Origin of the sequence: Escherichia sp. 20412-1, from assembly GCF_003027595.1 — a bacterium.
Classification (GTDB): Bacteria; Pseudomonadota; Gammaproteobacteria; order Enterobacterales; family Enterobacteriaceae; genus Escherichia; species Escherichia marmotae.
This window is the reverse complement of record NZ_PYQM01000013.1, coordinates 67,384-86,255: the sequence shown is the minus strand read 5'-3', so window position 1 is coordinate 86,255 and position 18,872 is coordinate 67,384. Positions and strand designations below refer to the sequence as shown.

The window sequence follows — 18,872 nt, the reverse complement described above, 5'->3', positions numbered from 1 at the left end:
AACATTCACAACAATAATTATTAAGTCAGTTAGCACCCACTATCAATACAATGATTGTTATAACCGATCCCGCACTGTAAAAAACAAGTTAAAACCTGGCACTAACCCCCATAGTATACAAATAATCACTATTATTGGCGCTGTTCTCTGCCTGGGATAACGCAGCATAAGCGGCAATATTTTGGTTAAGCAACATATCGGCGCCTACGGTCACATCAAGCCAGTTGCCGTTCTGATTTGTCGCCGTCATGCGACTCAGGCCTGATTGAGCCTTCCAGATATTTTCACCAAATTGCTGGTTGTAGCTGATTTGCGCCCAGGGGCGGAAATCACCAAGCCGGGAATCAACACGCCAGCCCAACGTACTGACGCTGGCATGCCATAACGGATCGGTCAGTGTTGCAGTGCTGTCGCCAAACTCGTTATACATCGAAGTGGTCGTTCCGTCGTAATGCAATGCGGCGACCGGGCCTGTTGTAACGTGTTCATATAAAGGGAAGTTCCAGCCCATACTCATGCTGCTGGTTACATCCGCGGGAGTTTCTTCCGCCAGATTAACTTCCAGTCCCAGCGCCCTTTGGCTACTTTGAATACGTTGCGACAAAATATCGTTGTAATCAGGTTGGTGATCGCTATCCCAGGTATAACGCTCTGTGGTATGTCCTGGCTGCGTATCAACGATATATTCTTGTTGCCAGGCGTAAGCTGTGTTGAGAAAAAAAGAACTGATTACCACGCTCGCCAGCAGACTTAGGGGCCAGCGACCACCGCATTTTTTTATGATCATTAACACGACTCCAGGGAAGAGCCGAATTCGGCATTATTATTGTCATTGTATGAAGGATATCGGGCATATTAGTCCTGTATTAAATATTGACTTTTTCGCCGGTGCGTCAAGAAAAGCAGGTGAAATTTTTACGAACAGGTGCATAGAGAGGGAAAGTATGGAACGTTGCGGCTGGGTGAGTCAGGACCCGCTTTATATTGCCTACCACGATGAAGAGTGGGGCGTGCCTGAAACTGACAGTAAAAAACTGTTCGAAATGATCTGCCTTGAAGGGCAACAAGCTGGGCTGTCCTGGATTACCGTCCTCAAAAAACGTGAAAATTATCGCGCCTGTTTTCATCAATTCGATCCCGTGAAGGTCGCTGCAATGCAGGAAGAGGATGTTGAAAGGCTGGTGCAGGACGCCGGAATTATCCGCCATCGCGGGAAAATCCAGGCCATTATTGGCAATGCGCGCGCATACCTGCAAATGGAACAGAACGGCGAACCATTTGCCGACTTTGTCTGGTCGTTCGTAAATCATCAGCCGCAGGTGACACAAGCCACAACGTTGAGTGAAATCCCCACATCAACGCCCGCCTCCGACGCGCTTTCTAAAGCATTGAAAAAACGCGGTTTTAAATTCGTTGGATCAACGATTTGTTACTCCTTTATGCAGGCATGTGGGCTGGTGAATGATCATGTGGTTGGCTGCTGTTGCCATCCGGGGAATAAAGCATGATTAGACAAGCACAACGTTCGGAACTGCCCGCAATCCTTGAACTGTGGCTGGAAAATACAACCTGGGGACATCCCTTTATAGAAGAAAGTTACTGGCATGACTGCATTCCGCTGGTGCGTGATGCATATCTTGCCAACGCGCAAAACTGGGTATGGGAAGAAAACGGTGAATTTCTCGGTTTTGCCAGCATTATGGAAGGGCGGTTTCTGGCAGCAATGTTTGTCGCACCGAAGGCTGTCAGACGCGGTATCGGTAAGGCTTTGATGCAACATATGCAACAGCGCCATCCTCATTTATTGCTGGAGGTTTACCAGAAAAACCAGCCAGCAATAAGTTTTTACCATGCGCAGGGTTTTCAAATTGTCGACTGCGCATGGCAGGAGGAAACCCAACTCCCTACCTGGATTATGGACTGGCAGGCGGATCAAACGCCGTAAGTTTAAGTTCAGGCCCCGTGTATTTTTCCAGCCATGCCAGCGCCGTGTTACCCGCACAACCATTACCCAGCCGCGAGCTTGGGAAATCTTTGGTCAGCACATTCACCGCGCCATTTTTACAAATGCCGCCAGCAGTAAAATCCAGATCTGGCCATGCCCCTTCGTGAATGCAAATCACACCAGGCCTGATGCCTTCACTAATCACCGCTCCGGCAAGAATTTGCCCGCGCGAGTTCCACAACCGAACAGTATCGCCATTTTGTATGCCGCGTGCCTTTGCATCGTCAGGATGAATGGTGACAGGCTCACGGTTTGCCACCGCATACAATTCGCGAAGTGAACTGTAATTCAACTGACTGTGCAGGCGATGCGCCGGATGGGCTGAAAGTACCTGCAACTGCTCTGCTTCGGCGTTGCCCCACCACTCATCGGGTTCCAGCCACATCGGATGGCCTGGACAATCCCGATAACCGTAATCCGCAATGCGCTGCGAGAAGATCTCAATCTTACCACTGGTCGTCTTTAATGGGTGTGCCTGCGGGTCGCGGCGAAAATCCGCGAAACGGATAAACCGCTTGCTGTCTGGATTTTCTGGCATCTCAATTAACTGATTGGCTTCCCAGAACTCGTCAAACGGCGGTATTTCAACCTGCTGATTTTCTCCACGCTGCCGCGCAACGTTATAGAACGTTTCCAGCCATTGCAGCTCACTCTTCCCTTCCGTAAACCGGGCATAGCCGCCCTTCTCCCAGCGCTCACTTAACTCAGCAAAAACATCAAAATCATTACGCGCTTCACCACGCGGTGGCACCACTTGCTTCATCGGCACCAGATGTTGATTGCTGTAATCGCCGGTCATAGTGAGATCGTTACGCTCAAACGACGTAGTCGCGGGGAGGACGATATCGGCATGTTTCGCCGCCGCCGTCCAGAAACATTCCGATATCACCACCAGCTCCGGTTTTTGCCAGGCGCGAATCAGACGATGAGTATCCTGATGATGGGTGAAGTTAGCGCCGCCCGCCCACCAGATAAAACGAATATCCGGGAAATGTCGGTTCATGCCGTTGTGTTGATACGCGCTGCCAGGGTTTTCTAATGCTTCGACAATGCGGGCTACGGGGATTTTATCTACCGCATCGGTGCCACCCGGCAAACTGCCCTGCATGGAAGGCAGCACCGCAGCGCGGCGGGTCGGGTTGCCGCCATTAGCAAAATGGTAAGAAAGACCAAAACCGCCACCGGGCGTGCCGATTTGCCCTAACATTGCCGCCAGCGTGACTATCATCCAGTGTTTTTGCTCACCAAACTGCTGGCGCTGCATTCCCCATCCAGCCATCAGCATAGTGGTATTTTGGTGGAAAATAGCTGCCAGCTCGCGGATTTTCTCTGCGCCAACACCGCAAATCTCCGCGGCCCATTCGGCATTTTTTGCAATGCCATCACTCTCGCCCAACAAATAAGAGGCGAAGACGTCATAACCTGTGGTGCAACGCGCCAGAAATGCCTCGTCGTGCCAGCCGTTTTCCACCAGCGTGTGAGCTATCCCCAGCATCAGCGCCACATCAGTCCCCATATGCGGAGAGACCCATTCCATTTTATCGCCAAAGAAATCGACGGTTTCCGATCGCATTGGATCAATGCAGATCAGCTTTTTCCCGCTGTCACGCAGTGCGGCAAAGTAAGAAAGTCCCTGCTCATCGGACGCATTCCACGCAATTTTCAGCGTGTTTAATGGGTTAGCACTCCACAGCACCACCACGTCGCTATTTTCCAGCACCAGCGGCCAGCTAGTCTGCTGCTGATAGACTTCGCTGCCACCCACGACATACGGCATGATCGCCTGTGCCGCGCCGGTTGAATAATCGCCCAGATGGCCGGTATAACCGCCTGCCAGCGCCATATAGCGTTGTAACAAGGTTGACGCTTTATGCAGCACACCGTTTGAACGCCAACCGTAGGAACCGGCAAAAATCGATGCCGGACCATAAGCCTCACGAATGCGTTTATGCTGATGGTGGATGAGATCCAGCGCCTCATCCCAACTCACACGAACAAATTCATCCTGCCCGCGAACGCCTTGTGGTTTTTCTGGCGATGCGAGGAAACCTTTGCGCACCATCGGAAATTGCACTCGCGTGTTGCTATGAACCTGGTCACGAACCGCGCTCTGCAAGGAATTTTCCATTTCTGTGGCTAACGCACCACGCGAGCTGAAGACTGTTTCACCGTCGGTTTCAACCAGCATGGGCCCCCAGTGGGCGGCAGTAAGAACGGAATAACGTGAGGATGAGATGGCCAAACCGAAGGCTCCTGAAAGGTTAGATGTATTGAGCAGTTAAATATTACTTACAAATTTCCGAGTATTCCCAGGAATAATCTTCATGTTCACACGGCATAATCTCCCGCCACGAAACCCGTGACCAAGAATAAAAAGGTTATTAAGGATTAACAATGAAGAAACGTGTTTATCTTATTGCTGCCGTAGTCAGCGGCGCTCTGGCGGTATCTGGTTGTACAACTAACCCTTACACCGGCGAACGCGAAGCAGGTAAATCTGCTATCGGTGCAGGTCTGGGCTCTCTCGTTGGCGCGGGTATTGGCGCTCTCTCTTCTTCGAAGAAAGATCGCGGTAAAGGTGCGCTGATTGGCGCAGCGGCAGGTGCGGCACTGGGTGGCGGCGTTGGCTATTACATGGATGTGCAGGAAGCGAAACTGCGCGACAAAATGCGCGGCACAGGCGTTAGCGTAACCCGTAGCGGAGATAACATTATCCTCAACATGCCGAACAACGTGACCTTCGACAGCAGCAGCGCCACTCTGAAACCAGCAGGTGCTAACACCCTGACCGGTGTTGCAATGGTGCTGAAAGAGTACCCGAAAACGGCGGTTAACGTGATTGGCTACACCGACAGCACTGGCGGTCATGACCTGAACATGCGCCTTTCGCAGCAGCGTGCTGATTCCGTTGCCAGCGCATTGATCACCCAGGGCGTGGACGCCAGCCGTATTCGTACCCAAGGTCTTGGCCCGGCTAACCCAATCGCCAGCAACAGCACCGCAGAAGGCAAAGCCCAAAACCGTCGCGTAGAAATTACGTTAAGCCCGCTGTAATCCCTTTCATGCCAGGTGACGAAGAAATCACCTGGCATTCTTCGGTTTTCCTGCTTCATTTTTCAGGCTAAGGTGATCGCCTTATCAGTGAATGGAGAGAAGAATGAAGCCGTCCGTTATCCTCTACAAAGCCTTACCTGATGATTTACTGCAACGCCTGCAAGAGCATTTCATCGTTCACCAGGTGGCAAATCTCAATCCACAGACCATCGAACAAAACGCGGCGATTTTTGCCGAAGCTGAAGGTCTACTGGGTTCAAATGAGAATGTTGATGCCACGTTGCTGGAAAAGATGCCGAAACTGCGTGCCACTTCAACTATCTCTGTCGGCTATGACAATTTCGATGTCGATGCGCTTAATGCCCGGAAAATCCTGCTGATGCATACGCCAACCGTATTAACGGAAACAGTAGCCGATACGCTGATGGCGCTGGTGCTGTGTACCGCGCGTCGGGTTGTGGAAGTCGCGGAGCGCGTAAAAGCGGGCGAATGGACCGCCAATATCGGCCCGGACTGGTACGGCACTGATGTTCACCATAAAACACTGGGGATTGTCGGGATGGGACGGATCGGAATGGCGCTGGCGCAACGTGCGCACTTTGGCTTCAACATGCCAATTCTTTATAACGCTCGTCGCCATCATAAAGAAGCTGAAGAACGCTTTAACGCCCGCTACTGTGATCTGGATACATTGTTACAAGAATCAGATTTCGTTTGCCTGATCCTGCCGCTAACTGAAGAAACTCATCACCTGTTTGGCGCTGAACAATTCGCCAAAATGAAATCTTCCGCCATCTTCATTAATGCAGGGCGTGGGCCGGTAGTTGACGAAAATGCACTGATTGCCGCATTACAGAAAGGGGAAATTCACGCCGCCGGGCTGGATGTCTTCGAACAAGAGCCATTGCCCGTAGATTCACCGTTGCTATCAATGACCAATGTCGTTGCAGTACCGCATATTGGTTCGGCCACTCATGAGACGCGTTATGGCATGGCTGCCTGTGCCGTGGATAATTTGATTAATGCGTTGCTGGGGAAGGCTGAGAAGAACTGTGTGAATCCGCACGTCGCGGGCTAAGCCGCGACTGCGTAGATAAAAGCCCGATAACTTCTCGGGCTTTTACCGTTTATTGGGTTGCAGTTACTGCTGCGGTCCAGGCCTGATTAAACGCCTGATGCTGTGCCGGTAATGGCGCGATCAGTTTGTTATATTCACTTGCCTGCTGGGAAGTCGGGAACTGAATGCCGTTCGATACAAAGCTCACCTGAGTACCTTGCTGAGCAATGTAGTCTCCAACCATCACCAGTTGTTGCGTGAAGGTTTGTGCCGCTGGAATCAGCGGTTGCAAGGCATCGGCCGGAGTAGTCACCACTTTAGTGAATGCCTGATCAAAGACCGGTTTCAGATCGTCAGCTTGTTTTAGCGCAGAGTGCGCGGCATCTGCCTGCAACTTCGCATTTTGCAATTGTTGCGCCAGTACGCCCAGAGAACCGTTCATTTCACGCAGTGGACCACTTTGCGTGACGTAATCCTGCGGTACACGAATCGCGTTAACGCTGTCTACAACCGGACGCAGACCGGAATCCATCGCCTGATTAACCTGTTGGGAATAGCCATACAGGATCGCGTAATCAGAGACAAAAGGACCAAATTGTTTTTTCTGATCGGCAGTCAGGGTTGGTAGACGTTCACCGCTACGCATCACAGTATTCTGCAGGAAGTCGATAAACGCTTTACGCTGATCGCCTTCTTTATCAAAACACCCACTCAGGCTAACTACCATTAATAACGCCGCAAGAGGCGCAAACCAGCGAGAGCAGGACTTTCCTGTCGCCATTTTCTTACTCCTTTCACCCAAAAAAAGCGCACAACGACACACGCGTGTCTGACGCAGACAAGGATAGTCCAGGACAGGCCTACAGGATACCCTTTATGTATAATCTTCCTGGGAAAATGATGGAGAAAATGAAGTAAGGTTAATTTGTTGTTTCATTGTTAAAAATTGATATTGCCATTGTGTTTTTGTTGCCAGGACTTTCCTTCTCGTTGGGAGGCCAGATTTTCGAAATCTTTACAAATCACGGCCAGTACGAGATATATCTGCATATATCAGATCGTTAGGTGACTATAAGTCACGGTGACTGACGGGCTGAATCGAATCACACTCAAAGCATGTCTAACTTCTCCCCGCTATGCCTGTTTTCCCGACTATTCTTAATAAGCTTCGATGAAATTCACGATCCCGCAGTGTGATTTGAGGAGTTTTCAATGGAATATAAAGATCCAATGCATGAGTTGTTGAGTAGCCTGGAACAGATTGTTTTTAAAGATGAAACACAGAAAATTACCCTGACACACAGACCAACACCTTGTACCGAAATTGAGCAATTACGCAAAGGGACAGGGTTAAAAATTGATGATTTCGCCCGGGTTTTGGGCGTATCTGTTGCCATGGTAAAGGAATGGGAATCCAGACGCGTGAAGCCTTCCAGTGCCGAACTAAAACTTATGCGCCTGATTCAAGCCAACCCGGCATTAAGTAAGCAGTTGATGGAATAGGTTTTTATTCCCTTTTTTGATGATGACGGTCCTGCTGACAGGGCCGCTTTCTGAACGATTAATCATAAATTTGAAAAATAAATGTTGCATCACCACCCAATGCGTGGCTTAATGCACTCAACGGTTTGACGTACAGACCATTAAAGCAGTGTAGTAAGGCAAGTCCCTTCAAGAGTTATCGTTGATACCCCTCGTAGTGCACATTTCCTTTAACGCTTCAAAAATCTGTAAAGCACGCCATAACGCCGAAAGGCACAATTAATTATTAAAGGTAATACACTATGTCCGGTAAAATGACTGGTATCGTAAAATGGTTCAACGCTGACAAAGGCTTCGGCTTCATCACTCCTGACGATGGCTCTAAAGATGTGTTCGTACACTTCTCTGCTATCCAGAACGATGGTTACAAATCTCTGGACGAAGGTCAGAAAGTGTCCTTCACCATCGAAAGCGGCGCTAAAGGCCCGGCAGCTGGTAACGTAACCAGCCTGTAATCTCTGCTTAAAAGCACAGAATCTAAGATCCCTGCCAATTGGCGGGGATTTTTTTATTTGTCCTGGACTGACCCCATAAAGTTGGACAGTTCATGTTAAGCGGCTTTCAGGGTCTGGGTTCGGTATTCTACCGGACTCAGGCCTTTTAATTTCAGGCTGCTCCGCTCGTTGTTATAATAATGGATATAGTCCTCTATCGCCTTCCTCAGTTCATTCAGTCCGGCATGCCTGTCCACTCGCTTCAGGGCATTCATATTGTGATACCACGTACTGCGGGACATACCCGCTGCACGCAGAAGATCACCGAGCGCATGCTTAAGCCTTAGCTCACTGATTATCCGGGCTTTCTGCTGTTTTTCTCGCTTTGAACTAAGGCCTTCAGCTTTTTTAGATAGGCATTCTCTGCGCGAAGGTAACGGGGTTCCGCCCACAGTTCTTCGGGAGATAACTTTTCCAGTTCTGCATCGGTAATTGGAGGTGTTTTTTGAGGTTTTGTCATGTCCTTGCTCCGACCTGGTTTTATGTTCAGAAGTCCTTCTTCACCGGTGTCTTTGTAAACCTTCACCCAGTGCCGGACCACGGATTCATTTGAGATATTAAACCGTGCGGCGGCCTCGCGCATGGTAAGTTCTTCACTCAGAGCCTTCAGAACAACCGTCAGTCGAAACTCAGGAGAGTGGCGGTCATTTTTCCATGTAATACCATCAATACCGTGGAGTTGCCAGGCTCTTACCCAGCGTCGCACAGATATTTCTTCAACACCAAAACGTTCAGCGGTACGACGTGCGCCATCGTGTCCGGCAAGATAATGATTAACGACAGCTAATCTGGTTTCGAGAGAATATTTTGGCTTTGCCATAAAAAACTGCACCTTAATCAGTTGGGTGTCCAACTTTTGGGGTGCAGTCCATCTGGCAGGCTTTTTACTAAAGGAGTTATTACTGCAACAACGAAATATCCGCAACGCGCAGGAACAATTCGCGCAGTTTTTCCAGCATGGTCAGACGGTTGATACGCAGATCTTTATCATCAACCATAACCATCACTTTATCGAAGAAGGCGTCAACCGGTTCACGCAGTTCAGCCAGTTCGACCAGCGCATCCTGGTAACGACCTTCAGCGAAGTATGGCTCCAGCTTGTCGCGCAGTACAACCACCTGCATCGCCAGCTTAATTTCTTCCGGCTCTTTCAGGGTAGATGCGTTCACACGATCGCTCAGGACTTCGTCAGATTTCGCCAGAATGTTGGATACGCGCTTATTCGCTGCCGCCAGTGCAGCCGCTGCTTCCAGAGTACGGAAGTGCGATACGGCCTTCATACGGGCATCGAAATCTGCCGGACGAGTTGGGCGGCGCGCCAGAACGGCCTGGATGGTGTCGACGGTATAACCTTCGTCCTGATACCAGGCACGGAAACGGCCAAGCATAAAGTCGATAACGTCATCGACCACATTTGCGTTGGTCAGCTTATCGCCGTACAGACGCACCGCTTCTTCGGTTAGCGTTTGCAGATCGAGGTTCAGGTTCTTCTCGACGATAATACGCAACACGCCGAGTGCCGCACGACGCAGCGCAAACGGGTCTTTATCGCCTTTCGGATGCTGACCAATACCGAAGATACCAGCCAGAGTATCCATCTTGTCAGCGATCGCCAGCGCACAGGCCACCGGGTTAGACGGCAGAGAATCACCAGCAAAGCGCGGCTGATACTGCTCGTTCAGCGCGACAGCCACATCTTCCGCTTCGCCATCGTGGCGCGCGTAGTGCATACCCATCACGCCCTGAGTGTCAGTGAACTCGAAGACCATATTGGTCATCAGGTCACACTTGGACAGCAGCCCCGCACGGGTCGCGTGGTTGACGTCAGCACCAATCTGTTCAGCAATCCAGCCAGCCAGCGCCTGAATGCGGTCAGTCTTGTCGCGCAGCGTACCTAATTGTTGCTGGAACAGCACGGTTTGCAGACGCGGCAGGTTATCTTCCAGACGTTTTTTACGGTCGGTATTAAAGAAGAACTCCGCATCCGCCAGACGCGGGCGAACGACTTTTTCATTACCGGAGATAATTTGCTGCGGATCTTTTGATTCGATGTTGGCAACGAAGATAAAGTTCGGCAGCAATTTGCCGTCGTTCGCATACACCGGGAAGTATTTCTGGTCACCTTTCATGGTGTAAACCAGTGCTTCAGACGGCACCGCGAGGAATTTCTCTTCAAATTTCGCAGTCAGAACGACAGGCCATTCCACCAGCGAAGCCACTTCTTCCAGCAGGCTTTCGCTTAAGTCAGCGTTACCGCCAATCTTACGCGCGGCTTCTTCGGCATCGGCTTTAATCTTCGCCTTACGTTCTTCGTAATCAGCGATGACTTTACCGCGCTCACGCAGAATTTCCGGATATTGATCGGCATTATCGATAGTAATTTCCGGCTCGCCCATAAAGCGGTGGCCGCGAATCACGCGATCGGACTGAATACCCAGAATGGTTGCCGGAATGACTTTATCGCCCAGCAGCAAAGTCACAGTATGAACTGGACGCACGAAGTGTACGTCGCTTGCGCCCCAGCGCATCAGTTTCGGAATCGGCAATTTCGCAAGCGAAGTAGCTACCATGTTCGGTATCAGCGCTTCGGTGCTTTCGCCCTTCACGTGAGCGCGATACAGCAACCATTCACCTTTGTCAGTAGTCAGACGCTCAGCCTGGTCAACGGAGATCCCGCAACCACGCGCCCAACCTTCTGCAGCTTTGCTCGGTTTGCCTTCGGCGTCAAATGCCTGGGCAATTGCCGGGCCACGTTTTTCGATTTCACGATCAGGTTGTGCTTCCGCAAGGTTAGCCACTTTCAGCGCCAGACGACGCGGAGCAGCAAACCATTCAACAGTACCGTGTGCGAGACCGGCGTTATCCAGCTCCGCAGTAAAGTTCGCAGCAAAGGACTCTGCCAGGCTGCGCAGTGCTTTTGGTGGCAGCTCTTCAGTGCCAATTTCCACCAGAAAAGTTTTCTCAGACATGGCCGCCTCTTACTTGTCTTTGTTGCACATCGGGAAGCCGAGGGCTTCACGGGAAGCATAGTATGCTTCTGCCACTGCTTTGGTCAGGGTGCGAATGCGCAGAATGTAACGCTGACGCTCGGTGACAGAGATGGCTTTACGCGCATCCAGCAGGTTGAAGCTGTGGGCGGCTTTCAGAATACGTTCGTAGGCTGGCAACGGCAGCGGATTTTCCAGCGCCAGCAATTGCTGTGCTTCTTTCTCATACTGCTCGAAGCAGGTGAACAGGAAGTCCACATCCGCGTATTCGAAGTTGTAGGTGGATTGCTCCACTTCGTTCTGATGGAAGACGTCACCGTAGGTGGTTTTACCCAGCGGGCCGTCGCACCAGACCAGGTCATAAACGCTATCTACGCCCTGAATATACATCGCCAGACGTTCCAGACCGTAGGTGATCTCACCGGTAACCGGTTTACACTCCAGACCACCAACCTGCTGGAAGTAAGTGAACTGCGTTACTTCCATGCCGTTCAGCCACACTTCCCAGCCCAGTCCCCAGGCACCCAGCGTCGGGTTTTCCCAGTTGTCTTCCACGAAACGGATATCGTGGATAGTCGGATCCATGCCCAGCTCTTTCAGAGAACCGAGGTACAGCTCCTGGATATTGTCCGGTGATGGCTTAATCACCACCTGGAACTGATAGTAGTGCTGTAAACGGTTGGGGTTTTCGCCGTAACGACCATCGGTCGGGCGACGAGAAGGCTGAACATAAGCAGCCGCCATCGGTTCTGGCCCCAGCGCGCGCAGACAGGTCATTGGGTGAGAGGTTCCCGCGCCGACTTCCATGTCCAATGGTTGAACAATGGTGCAGCCCTGGCGAGCCCAGTAATCCTGTAAGGTCAGGATCAAGCCCTGGAAGGTCCTGGTATCAAACTTTTGCATATTATTTCGTGCTGGATACGTGTGGATTTAAAGGAAGGGATCAGTATACCCGCTGGATGGAAGATATACAGTACGAAACGGGAAAAAGGCTGCGCTTAACGCATGGAAAGATGCAAAAAATGGCCATCCGCGTCAAAAGAACAGACAAACTGTTCTTTCCTGAAGGTATAACCACGCATTTCATAGCTCCCCTGGAACTGTTCAAACGCGATGACGTCGTTTTTTTGCTCGCCAGTGTTATAACGTTTTGCCACCTGCTCCTTGCACAAGATTTCCATATTCAACGAACGCAGCGGTTCAACCTTTACCCGTTGCGCTTTCTGTTCGGGTGGTGGTGCCGAACATCCCACTAACACAATGAGCGTCATTGCCGGAAAGAAATAGTTCATCATCGTTAAATTACCGTCTGGTTTGCAGGTGAGTCTTATTATTAATATCGGTATAGTGGCTGGATCTTATAAATTTTCTCAAGCATCTCTAAGATGTAGTGATCAAACTCAGATTATTCCAGTGCATCAGCCGAATGATTTATCGGTCAGACTTTTTTTAACCAGATACAGAGACACAGATGCAGCCCAAAATTTATTGGATTGATAACCTGCGAGGGATAGCTTGTTTAATGGTGGTGATGATTCATACCACTACCTGGTATGTGACCAATGCCCATAATGTTAGCCCTGTAACCTGGGATATCGCGAATGTTCTAAATTCGGCCTCTCGTGTCAGCGTGCCGCTATTTTTCATGATTTCCGGCTATCTCTTTTTTGGCGAACGTAGCGCCCAACCGCGTCATTTCTTGCGTATCGGCTTGTGTCTGCTGTTTTATAGCGTCGTCGCACTGCTCTACATTGCGCTGTTTACCTCCATCAATGTGGAGTTATCGCTGAAAAAACTGCTGCAAAAACCGGTGTTTTATCACTTATGGTTTTTCTTCGCGATTGCGGTGATTTATCTGGTTTCGCCACTGGTTCAGGTAAAAAACATCAGCGGTAAAATGTTGCTGGTGCTAATGGTGGTGATTGGCATCATCGCCAACCCAAACACAGTGCCCCAGAAGATCGACGGTTTTGAATGGTTACCAATTAACTTATATATCAATGGCGATACTTTTTACTACATCCTGTATGGCATGCTGGGCCGCGCCATTGGGATGATGAACACACAACATAAATCTCTATCGTGGATGAGTGCCGCACTGTTTATAGCGGGAGTATTTATTATCTCTCGTGGGACATTATATGAATTACAGTGGCGCGGAAACTTTGCCGATACCTGGTATCTTTACTGTGGACCGATGGTTTTTATCTGCGCAATCGCGTTACTGACTCTGGTAAAAAATACTCTGGATACGCACACTATTCGCGGGCTTGGGCTGATATCCCGTCATTCTTTAGGTATATACGGATTCCACGCGTTGATTATCCATGCGCTGCGTACCGGTGGTATTGAGCTTAAAAACTGGCCAATACTGGATATTATTTGGATCTTTTGCGCGACGCTGGCAGCAAGTTTGTTACTTTCTGTGCTGGTGCAACGAATCGACAAAAACAGATTAGTGAGTTAAGTAAAAACCCGGTCAGTGTGACCGGGCTTACGTGGGTTATTCGCTATATTCTTCCTGCACAGTCATCGTTTCTTTTGATGCGTTGATTCCGGCATCACGGATATTCTTCTGCACCGCTACCGTACCAAACAAGCTTAAAAAGAAGGCCAATCCATAAAAACCTTTTTCACTAAGTAATAACGTTGCATTCCACAGACCTACCATCAGTAAAGCGACAGAGATGATAAAGACCACCAGGCAGGTCATATAATAAATAGACGTAGTAGGAATGCCTTCATATTTATCCCGAACGGTCTTTTGATAGGAAGCTGCCGAAAACAGCCCTAACACCAACACGGCAAAATAATACCCTTTTTCATTTAACTGCATCTCTGCATTCCATAGCCCTAACAGATAGGTAACGATACCGCCTGCGAGAGCTATCCATGACACAATACCGAATGCTGGAGAATAGGTTGATATTTTGTTTTCCATCACAGATTTCCTTTCATTCCTGAATCATTAAGAGCTTTATGTCGATCATACCGTGCGGAACAAGCGCATTTGACCAAACAAGCAGACGAAAAAGGCGAGCGGATAGATCACCATCTCATACGCGTTAATGGGCGCATTTAAAACACCGATAAACAAAAGACCGATAGTGATTAACGCAACTAACTGGCAGACACGAATAAAGAATTCATCCAGTTGCCCAAGTTTTTCTGCGCGCAGATAGGCATAGTTGCCAAAAGTCCCCGTCATTAACACGCCAAGAAAATAGCCTTTGCCGCTTAACAATGGGCATGAGATCCATAGTCCAATCAGATAAACCAGCGCCCCGATAACAAATAATAGTTTTGCCACAGTCTTTGAGGTTTTCATAACGATCTCCATATCTACCTGCGATACATTACGAGTAACCAACAAAAGACAAAACTGAAAAACACCATTAACAAATGATTTTCAGAATAAATTCATATAAAAAATTAATAAATTATAAATATACATAGTTGTGAATTATCCCCCGTCACATAAGACAGGGGAAAATATTATGTCATCATCGGCAGAAGTTGCTGATAGAGACGACGGAAAGTTTCTCGTCGTGGCTGATAAGCAGCATAATGTTGTGCATCCGGCTGATGCGACTGTTCCAACGGCAGTTGTGGTAACAGTTCAGCGAGTGATTTATCTGGATTCATCGCAATCTGAGCCAGCCTCGCTGCGCCCAATGCAGGCCCCACATCGCCGCCTGTGCGGTAATCTAGTTGCTGACCACTGATATCCGCCAGCATCTGGCGCCAGTACTCGCTACGTGCGCCACCACCAATCAATGTAATACTTTGCGGTTGAATGCCGCAGGCATGTACGACATCCATACCATCGGCTAACGCATACCCCACGCCTTCCAGTACGGCACGCGCCAGTTCCGCGGGGCCGTGCTGATGGGTCAGACCGAAGAAAACGCCCTTTGCCTGTGGGTTATTGTGCGGCGTACGCTCGCCGGAAAGATAAGGTAAAAACCAGACAGGATCGACACTCTCATTAGCCTGCTGCGCTGCAGTAATTAAAGCGGGAACATCACCCATGCCGGTTAATTTCACCGCCCAGTCCAGACACGATGCCGCACTCAACATTACAGACATTAAATGCCAACGCTCCGGTAAAGCATGACAAAAGCTGTGTACGGCACTTTCCGGCTTGCTTAAGAACCCTTCGCTTACTGCAAAATAAACCCCCGAAGTTCCCAACGACAGCATTGCCTGATTGGCATCCACCATACCCACACCAATCGCACCTGCCGCATTATCACCGCCGCCCGCGACAACTGGCACCGCCGCCATTCCCCACGCTTTTGCAACCTCGGGTAGCAAAGTGCCAGTAATATCGCTGCCTTCGTATAATGCTGGCATCTGATCACGAGATAGCTGGCAAGCCTCCAGCATGACATCACTCCAATCTCGCTTTGCGACATCCAACCACATGGTGCCAGCCGCATCAGACATATCACTAACAAACTCCCCCGTCATACGCAGACGCAAATAATCTTTCGGTAATAATACTTTGTCGATTTGATGGAATATCTCCGGCTCATGCCGCTGAACCCACAGCAATTTAGGCGCAGTAAATCCGGGCATCATAAGGTTGCCGGTAATCGTCCGCGATTGCGGAACTCGCGATTCCAGCAAAACGCACTCCTCTGCACAGCGCCCGTCGTTCCACAAAATGGCAGGACGTAGCACCCGCTGTTGAGCATCAAGTAAAGTTGCACCGTGCATTTGCCCGGCAATACCCAATGCTTTAACGTCTCGCAGAGAATGCTGCTCACCCAAGGTTCTCATCGCGCGATCAGTCACCTGCCACCACTGTTCCGGATCTTGCTCCGACCAGAGTGGATGCGGACGCGAAACGGTCAGTTTTTCCGTTTGCGAAGCGACCACCTCACCTTGCTCGTTGAGCAAAATAACTTTTACGCCCGATGTGCCAAGATCTATCCCGATATACATAGCGATCGTTCCTTAAAAAAATGCCCGGTATCGCTACCGATAACCGGGCTTGAGACTGCGCAATTAGCCGTTATCTGTCGAACAGATAATGATTTACCAGGTTTTCCAACTGCTCCTGGCGTCCACTCTGATGCACCGGAGCCAGATTATGTTCCTGAGCATATTTTGCTAAATCCACCAGTGACATTTGGCCTTGCAGGATTTGCTGACCCAGTTCGCTATTCCAACCGGAATAACGTTGCGCTACGCGTTTATCCAATTCGCCGTCTTCAATCATGCGTGCTGCAATTTTCAATGCCAACGCCATCGTATCCATCGCCCCAATATGACCGTAGAACAGATCATACTTATCAGTACTCTGACGACGTACTTTGGCATCAAAGTTCAGACCGCCGGTCGTGAAACCGCCTGCTTTAAGGATTTCATACATTACCAGCGCGTTCTCTTCCACACTGTTCGGGAACTGGTCAGTATCCCAGCCAAGCTGCGCGTCGCCGCGGTTAGCATCGACTGAGCCGAACAGACCAAGCGCAATGGCGGTGGCAATTTCATGGTGGAAAGAGTGACCCGCCAGCGTCGCGTGGTTAGCTTCAATATTCAGTTTAATTTCTTTTTCGAGACCAAACTGTTCCAGGAAGCCATAGACCGTCGCGGCATCGTAGTCATATTGATGTTTAGTCGGCTCTTGCGGTTTCGGTTCGATAAGTAATGTGCCCTGGAAGCCTATTTTATGTTTATGTTCAACAACCATCTGCATAAAGCGACCAAGCTGTTCACGTTCCTGACGCAGGTCAGTATTCAGTAAAGTTTCATAACCTTCACGACCGCCCCACAATACATAGTTTTCACCGCCCAACTTATGCGTCGCTTCCATCGCGGTAACAACCTGAGTTGCCGCCCAGCTAAAGACTTCGGGATCTGGATTCGTCGCCGCGCCCGCGCCATAGCGAGGATGAGTAAAGCAGTTAGCGGTTCCCCACAACAATTTCACACCGCTCTCTTCTTGTTTGCCAGCCAGCACATCAACCATTTGCGCAAAGTTATTGATGTACTCTTTTAACGACGCGCCTTCCGGAGAAACATCCACGTCATGGAAGCAATAAAATGGCACATGTAATTTGTGGAAGAACTCGAATGCGACATCAGCTTTACGCTTCGCCAGTGCCAATGCCTCGCCAGGTTGCTGCCACGGACGGTTAAACGCGCCTACACCAAACATATCCGCTCCGTTCCAGCAGAAGGTATGCCAGTAGCAGGCGGCAAAACGCAAGTGGTCTTCCATACGCTTGCCCAGCACCAGTTCGTCGGGGTTGTAATGACGGAATGCTAACGGGTTAGAGGATTTTGGACCTTCGTAACGAACGCGATCGAGCTGGTCAAAATAGGCTTGCATAATGAACTCCATAATCAGGTAATGCCGCGTGTGATGGTTGATGTCGTAATATTGGGCACTCCCTTTCAGTTGCTCAATTATGTTATTTCACACTGCTATTGAGATAATTCACAAGTGTGCGCTAGCTCGCAAAATAATATGGAATTATGAAACTGGGTAATTCCTCGAAGAGAAAAATGCAACAAGTACAATTAAGCAATAAAAGTAAGATCTCTGTCATAAATCAAGAAATAAACCAAAAATCGTAATCGAAAGATAAAAATCTGTAATTGTTTTCCCCTGTTTAGTTGCTAAAAATTGATTACGTTTATCGCGGTGATTGTTACTTATTAAAGCTGTCCTCTAACAAAAGAAGGCCTCTACACCATGAAAATAAAGAATATTTTACTCACCCTTTGCACCTCACTCCTGCTTACAAACGTCGCGGCGCACGCCAAAGAAGTCAAAATAGGAATGGCAATTGATGATCTCCGTCTTGAGCGCTGGCAAAAAGATCGTGATATCTTTGTGAAAAAAGCGGAATCTCTCGGTGCGAAAGTATTCGTGCAATCTGCAAATGGCAATGAAGAAACCCAAATGTCGCAGATTGAAAACATGATTAACCGGGGCGTCGATGTTCTCGTCATTATTCCATATAACGGTCAGGTATTAAGTAACGTTGTAAAAGAAGCCAAACAAGAAGGTATTAAAGTATTAGCTTACGATCGCATGATTAACGACGCGGATATCGATTTTTATATTTCTTTCGATAACGAAAAAGTCGGTGAACTGCAAGCAAAAGCCCTGGTCGATATCGTCCCGCAAGGAAATTATTTCCTGATGGGCGGCTCCCCGGTCGATAACAACGCCAAACTGTTCCGCGCCGGGCAAATGAAAGTATTAAAACCTTATGTTGATTCAGGAAAAATTAAAGTCGTTGGCGACCAATGGGTTGATGGCTGGTTACCAGAAAATGCGCTAAAAATTATGGAAAACGCGCTGACAGCTAACAATAACAAAATTGATGCAGTTGTCGCTTCAAACGATGCTACCGCCGGTGGGGCAATTCAGGCATTAAGCGCGCAAGGTTTATCAGGGAAAGTGGCTATTTCCGGCCAGGATGCGGATCTCGCGGGAGTTAAACGTATTGCCGCGGGAACGCAAACCATGACGGTGTATAAACCTATTACTTTGTTGGCAAATACCGCGGCAGAAATTGCCGTTGAGTTGGGCAATGGTCAGGAACCGAAAGCAGATACTACGTTAAATAATGGCTTGAAAGATGTTCCATCCCGCCTGCTGACACCTATCGATGTGAATAAAAACAACATCAAGGATACGGTAATTAAAGACGGATTCCACAAAGAGAGCGAGCTTTAAGCGTTACCTCCCCGGCGCTGGCCGGGGGTGT

19 protein-coding genes and 1 pseudogene are annotated in these 18,872 nt (G+C 49.2%); 8 read left to right on the top strand and 12 right to left on the bottom strand.

Features of this window, described 5'->3' with window-relative positions; all coding sequences use genetic code 11:
• Window positions 1–88: 88 nt before the first annotated feature.
• Entirely contained in the window at window positions 89–787 is a 699-nt protein-coding gene (locus tag C7B16_RS11625) for an autotransporter outer membrane beta-barrel domain-containing protein (protein ID WP_001517315.1), read from the bottom strand.
• A 157-nt stretch (window positions 788–944) separates the two neighbouring features.
• Here C7B16_RS11625 and tag point away from each other — a divergent pair, with 157 nt between their 5' ends.
• Together tag and C7B16_RS11615 are read left to right on the top strand one after the other, a co-directional pair.
• Window positions 945–1,508: a DNA-3-methyladenine glycosylase I gene (gene tag / locus C7B16_RS11620; protein ID WP_000438929.1), complete on the top strand. Its 564-nt coding sequence runs from the start codon at window positions 945–947 to the stop codon at window positions 1,506–1,508.
• The gene (locus C7B16_RS11615) at window positions 1,505–1,945 is read left to right on the top strand and encodes an N-acetyltransferase (RefSeq protein WP_107179726.1); all 441 of its coding nucleotides are present in this window, start codon (window positions 1,505–1,507) and stop codon (window positions 1,943–1,945) included. Before tag ends, C7B16_RS11615 begins: the two co-directional genes overlap by 4 nt.
• Here the strand turns inward: C7B16_RS11615 and bisC are convergent.
• On the bottom strand, window positions 1,914–4,247 hold the full coding sequence (bisC, locus tag C7B16_RS11610) for a biotin sulfoxide reductase (protein ID WP_107179725.1): 2,334 nt from the start codon (window positions 4,245–4,247) through the stop codon (window positions 1,914–1,916). The genes C7B16_RS11615 and bisC overlap by 32 nt on opposite strands.
• 152 nt (window positions 4,248–4,399) lie before the next feature.
• On the opposite strand from bisC, the gene C7B16_RS11605 reads away from it, so the two are divergent.
• On the top strand, window positions 4,400–5,059 hold the full coding sequence (locus C7B16_RS11605; RefSeq protein ID WP_000747625.1) for an OmpA family lipoprotein: 660 nt from the start codon (window positions 4,400–4,402) through the stop codon (window positions 5,057–5,059).
• Between the two features lie 103 nt (window positions 5,060–5,162).
• Window positions 5,163–6,137: a glyoxylate/hydroxypyruvate reductase GhrB gene (ghrB, locus tag C7B16_RS11600; RefSeq protein ID WP_016249339.1), complete on the top strand. Its 975-nt coding sequence runs from the start codon at window positions 5,163–5,165 to the stop codon at window positions 6,135–6,137.
• A gap of 49 nt (window positions 6,138–6,186) precedes the next feature.
• On the opposite strand, the gene C7B16_RS11595 is transcribed toward ghrB, so the two are convergent.
• Window positions 6,187–6,897: a DUF3053 domain-containing protein gene (locus C7B16_RS11595; RefSeq protein ID WP_000190515.1), complete on the bottom strand. Its 711-nt coding sequence runs from the start codon at window positions 6,895–6,897 to the stop codon at window positions 6,187–6,189.
• Window positions 6,898–7,328: 431 nt separating this feature from the next.
• Between C7B16_RS11595 and C7B16_RS11590 the strand changes: the two genes are divergently transcribed.
• Window positions 7,329–7,619: an HTH-type transcriptional regulator gene (locus C7B16_RS11590; protein ID WP_001517320.1), complete on the top strand. Its 291-nt coding sequence runs from the start codon at window positions 7,329–7,331 to the stop codon at window positions 7,617–7,619.
• 281 nt (window positions 7,620–7,900) lie between these two features.
• The gene (gene cspA, locus C7B16_RS11585; RefSeq protein WP_000014594.1) at window positions 7,901–8,113 is read left to right on the top strand and encodes an RNA chaperone/antiterminator CspA; all 213 of its coding nucleotides are present in this window, start codon (window positions 7,901–7,903) and stop codon (window positions 8,111–8,113) included.
• A 95-nt stretch (window positions 8,114–8,208) separates the two neighbouring features.
• On the opposite strand, the pseudogene C7B16_RS11580 reads toward cspA, so the two are convergent.
• The 5 genes and pseudogenes from C7B16_RS11580 to C7B16_RS11560 all read right to left on the bottom strand — a co-directional run.
• Window positions 8,209–8,322 (bottom strand): annotated as a pseudogene (locus C7B16_RS11580) (IS3 family transposase); the annotation flags it as partial.
• Window positions 8,323–8,447: 125 nt separating this feature from the next.
• Window positions 8,448–8,972 (bottom strand): helix-turn-helix domain-containing protein, encoded by a 525-nt coding sequence (locus C7B16_RS11575; RefSeq protein ID WP_107179724.1) that lies wholly within the window; start codon window positions 8,970–8,972, stop codon window positions 8,448–8,450.
• 79 nt (window positions 8,973–9,051) lie between these two features.
• The gene (gene glyS / locus C7B16_RS11570; RefSeq protein ID WP_001291753.1) at window positions 9,052–11,121 is read right to left on the bottom strand and encodes a glycine--tRNA ligase subunit beta; all 2,070 of its coding nucleotides are present in this window, start codon (window positions 11,119–11,121) and stop codon (window positions 9,052–9,054) included.
• A 9-nt stretch (window positions 11,122–11,130) separates the two neighbouring features.
• A complete protein-coding gene (gene glyQ / locus C7B16_RS11565) occupies window positions 11,131–12,042 on the bottom strand; it encodes a glycine--tRNA ligase subunit alpha (RefSeq protein ID WP_001168542.1) in 912 nt (303 codons plus the stop codon).
• 95 nt (window positions 12,043–12,137) lie between these two features.
• Window positions 12,138–12,434, bottom strand: a complete 297-nt coding sequence (locus C7B16_RS11560) for a YsaB family lipoprotein (protein ID WP_001517323.1) — start codon at window positions 12,432–12,434, stop codon at window positions 12,138–12,140.
• A gap of 176 nt (window positions 12,435–12,610) precedes the next feature.
• Here C7B16_RS11560 and C7B16_RS11555 point away from each other — a divergent pair, with 176 nt between their 5' ends.
• Window positions 12,611–13,606, top strand: a complete 996-nt coding sequence (locus C7B16_RS11555; RefSeq protein WP_001182628.1) for an acyltransferase — start codon at window positions 12,611–12,613, stop codon at window positions 13,604–13,606.
• A gap of 36 nt (window positions 13,607–13,642) precedes the next feature.
• On the opposite strand, the gene yiaA is transcribed toward C7B16_RS11555, so the two are convergent.
• From yiaA to xylA, 4 genes are all read right to left on the bottom strand, one after another.
• Window positions 13,643–14,080 (bottom strand): inner membrane protein YiaA, encoded by a 438-nt coding sequence (gene yiaA, locus C7B16_RS11550; RefSeq protein WP_001517324.1) that lies wholly within the window; start codon window positions 14,078–14,080, stop codon window positions 13,643–13,645.
• A 45-nt stretch (window positions 14,081–14,125) separates the two neighbouring features.
• Window positions 14,126–14,467, bottom strand: coding sequence for an inner membrane protein YiaB (yiaB, locus tag C7B16_RS11545; protein ID WP_001517325.1), 342 nt, complete (start codon window positions 14,465–14,467; stop codon window positions 14,126–14,128).
• 167 nt (window positions 14,468–14,634) lie between these two features.
• Entirely contained in the window at window positions 14,635–16,089 is a 1,455-nt protein-coding gene (xylB, locus tag C7B16_RS11540; protein WP_001517326.1) for a xylulokinase, read from the bottom strand.
• Window positions 16,090–16,159: 70 nt separating this feature from the next.
• Window positions 16,160–17,482: a xylose isomerase gene (gene xylA / locus C7B16_RS11535; RefSeq protein ID WP_107179723.1), complete on the bottom strand. Its 1,323-nt coding sequence runs from the start codon at window positions 17,480–17,482 to the stop codon at window positions 16,160–16,162.
• A gap of 366 nt (window positions 17,483–17,848) precedes the next feature.
• Between xylA and xylF the strand changes: the two genes are divergently transcribed.
• Window positions 17,849–18,841, top strand: coding sequence for a D-xylose ABC transporter substrate-binding protein (gene xylF / locus C7B16_RS11530; RefSeq protein ID WP_000694882.1), 993 nt, complete (start codon window positions 17,849–17,851; stop codon window positions 18,839–18,841).
• Window positions 18,842–18,872 lie beyond the last annotated feature (31 nt).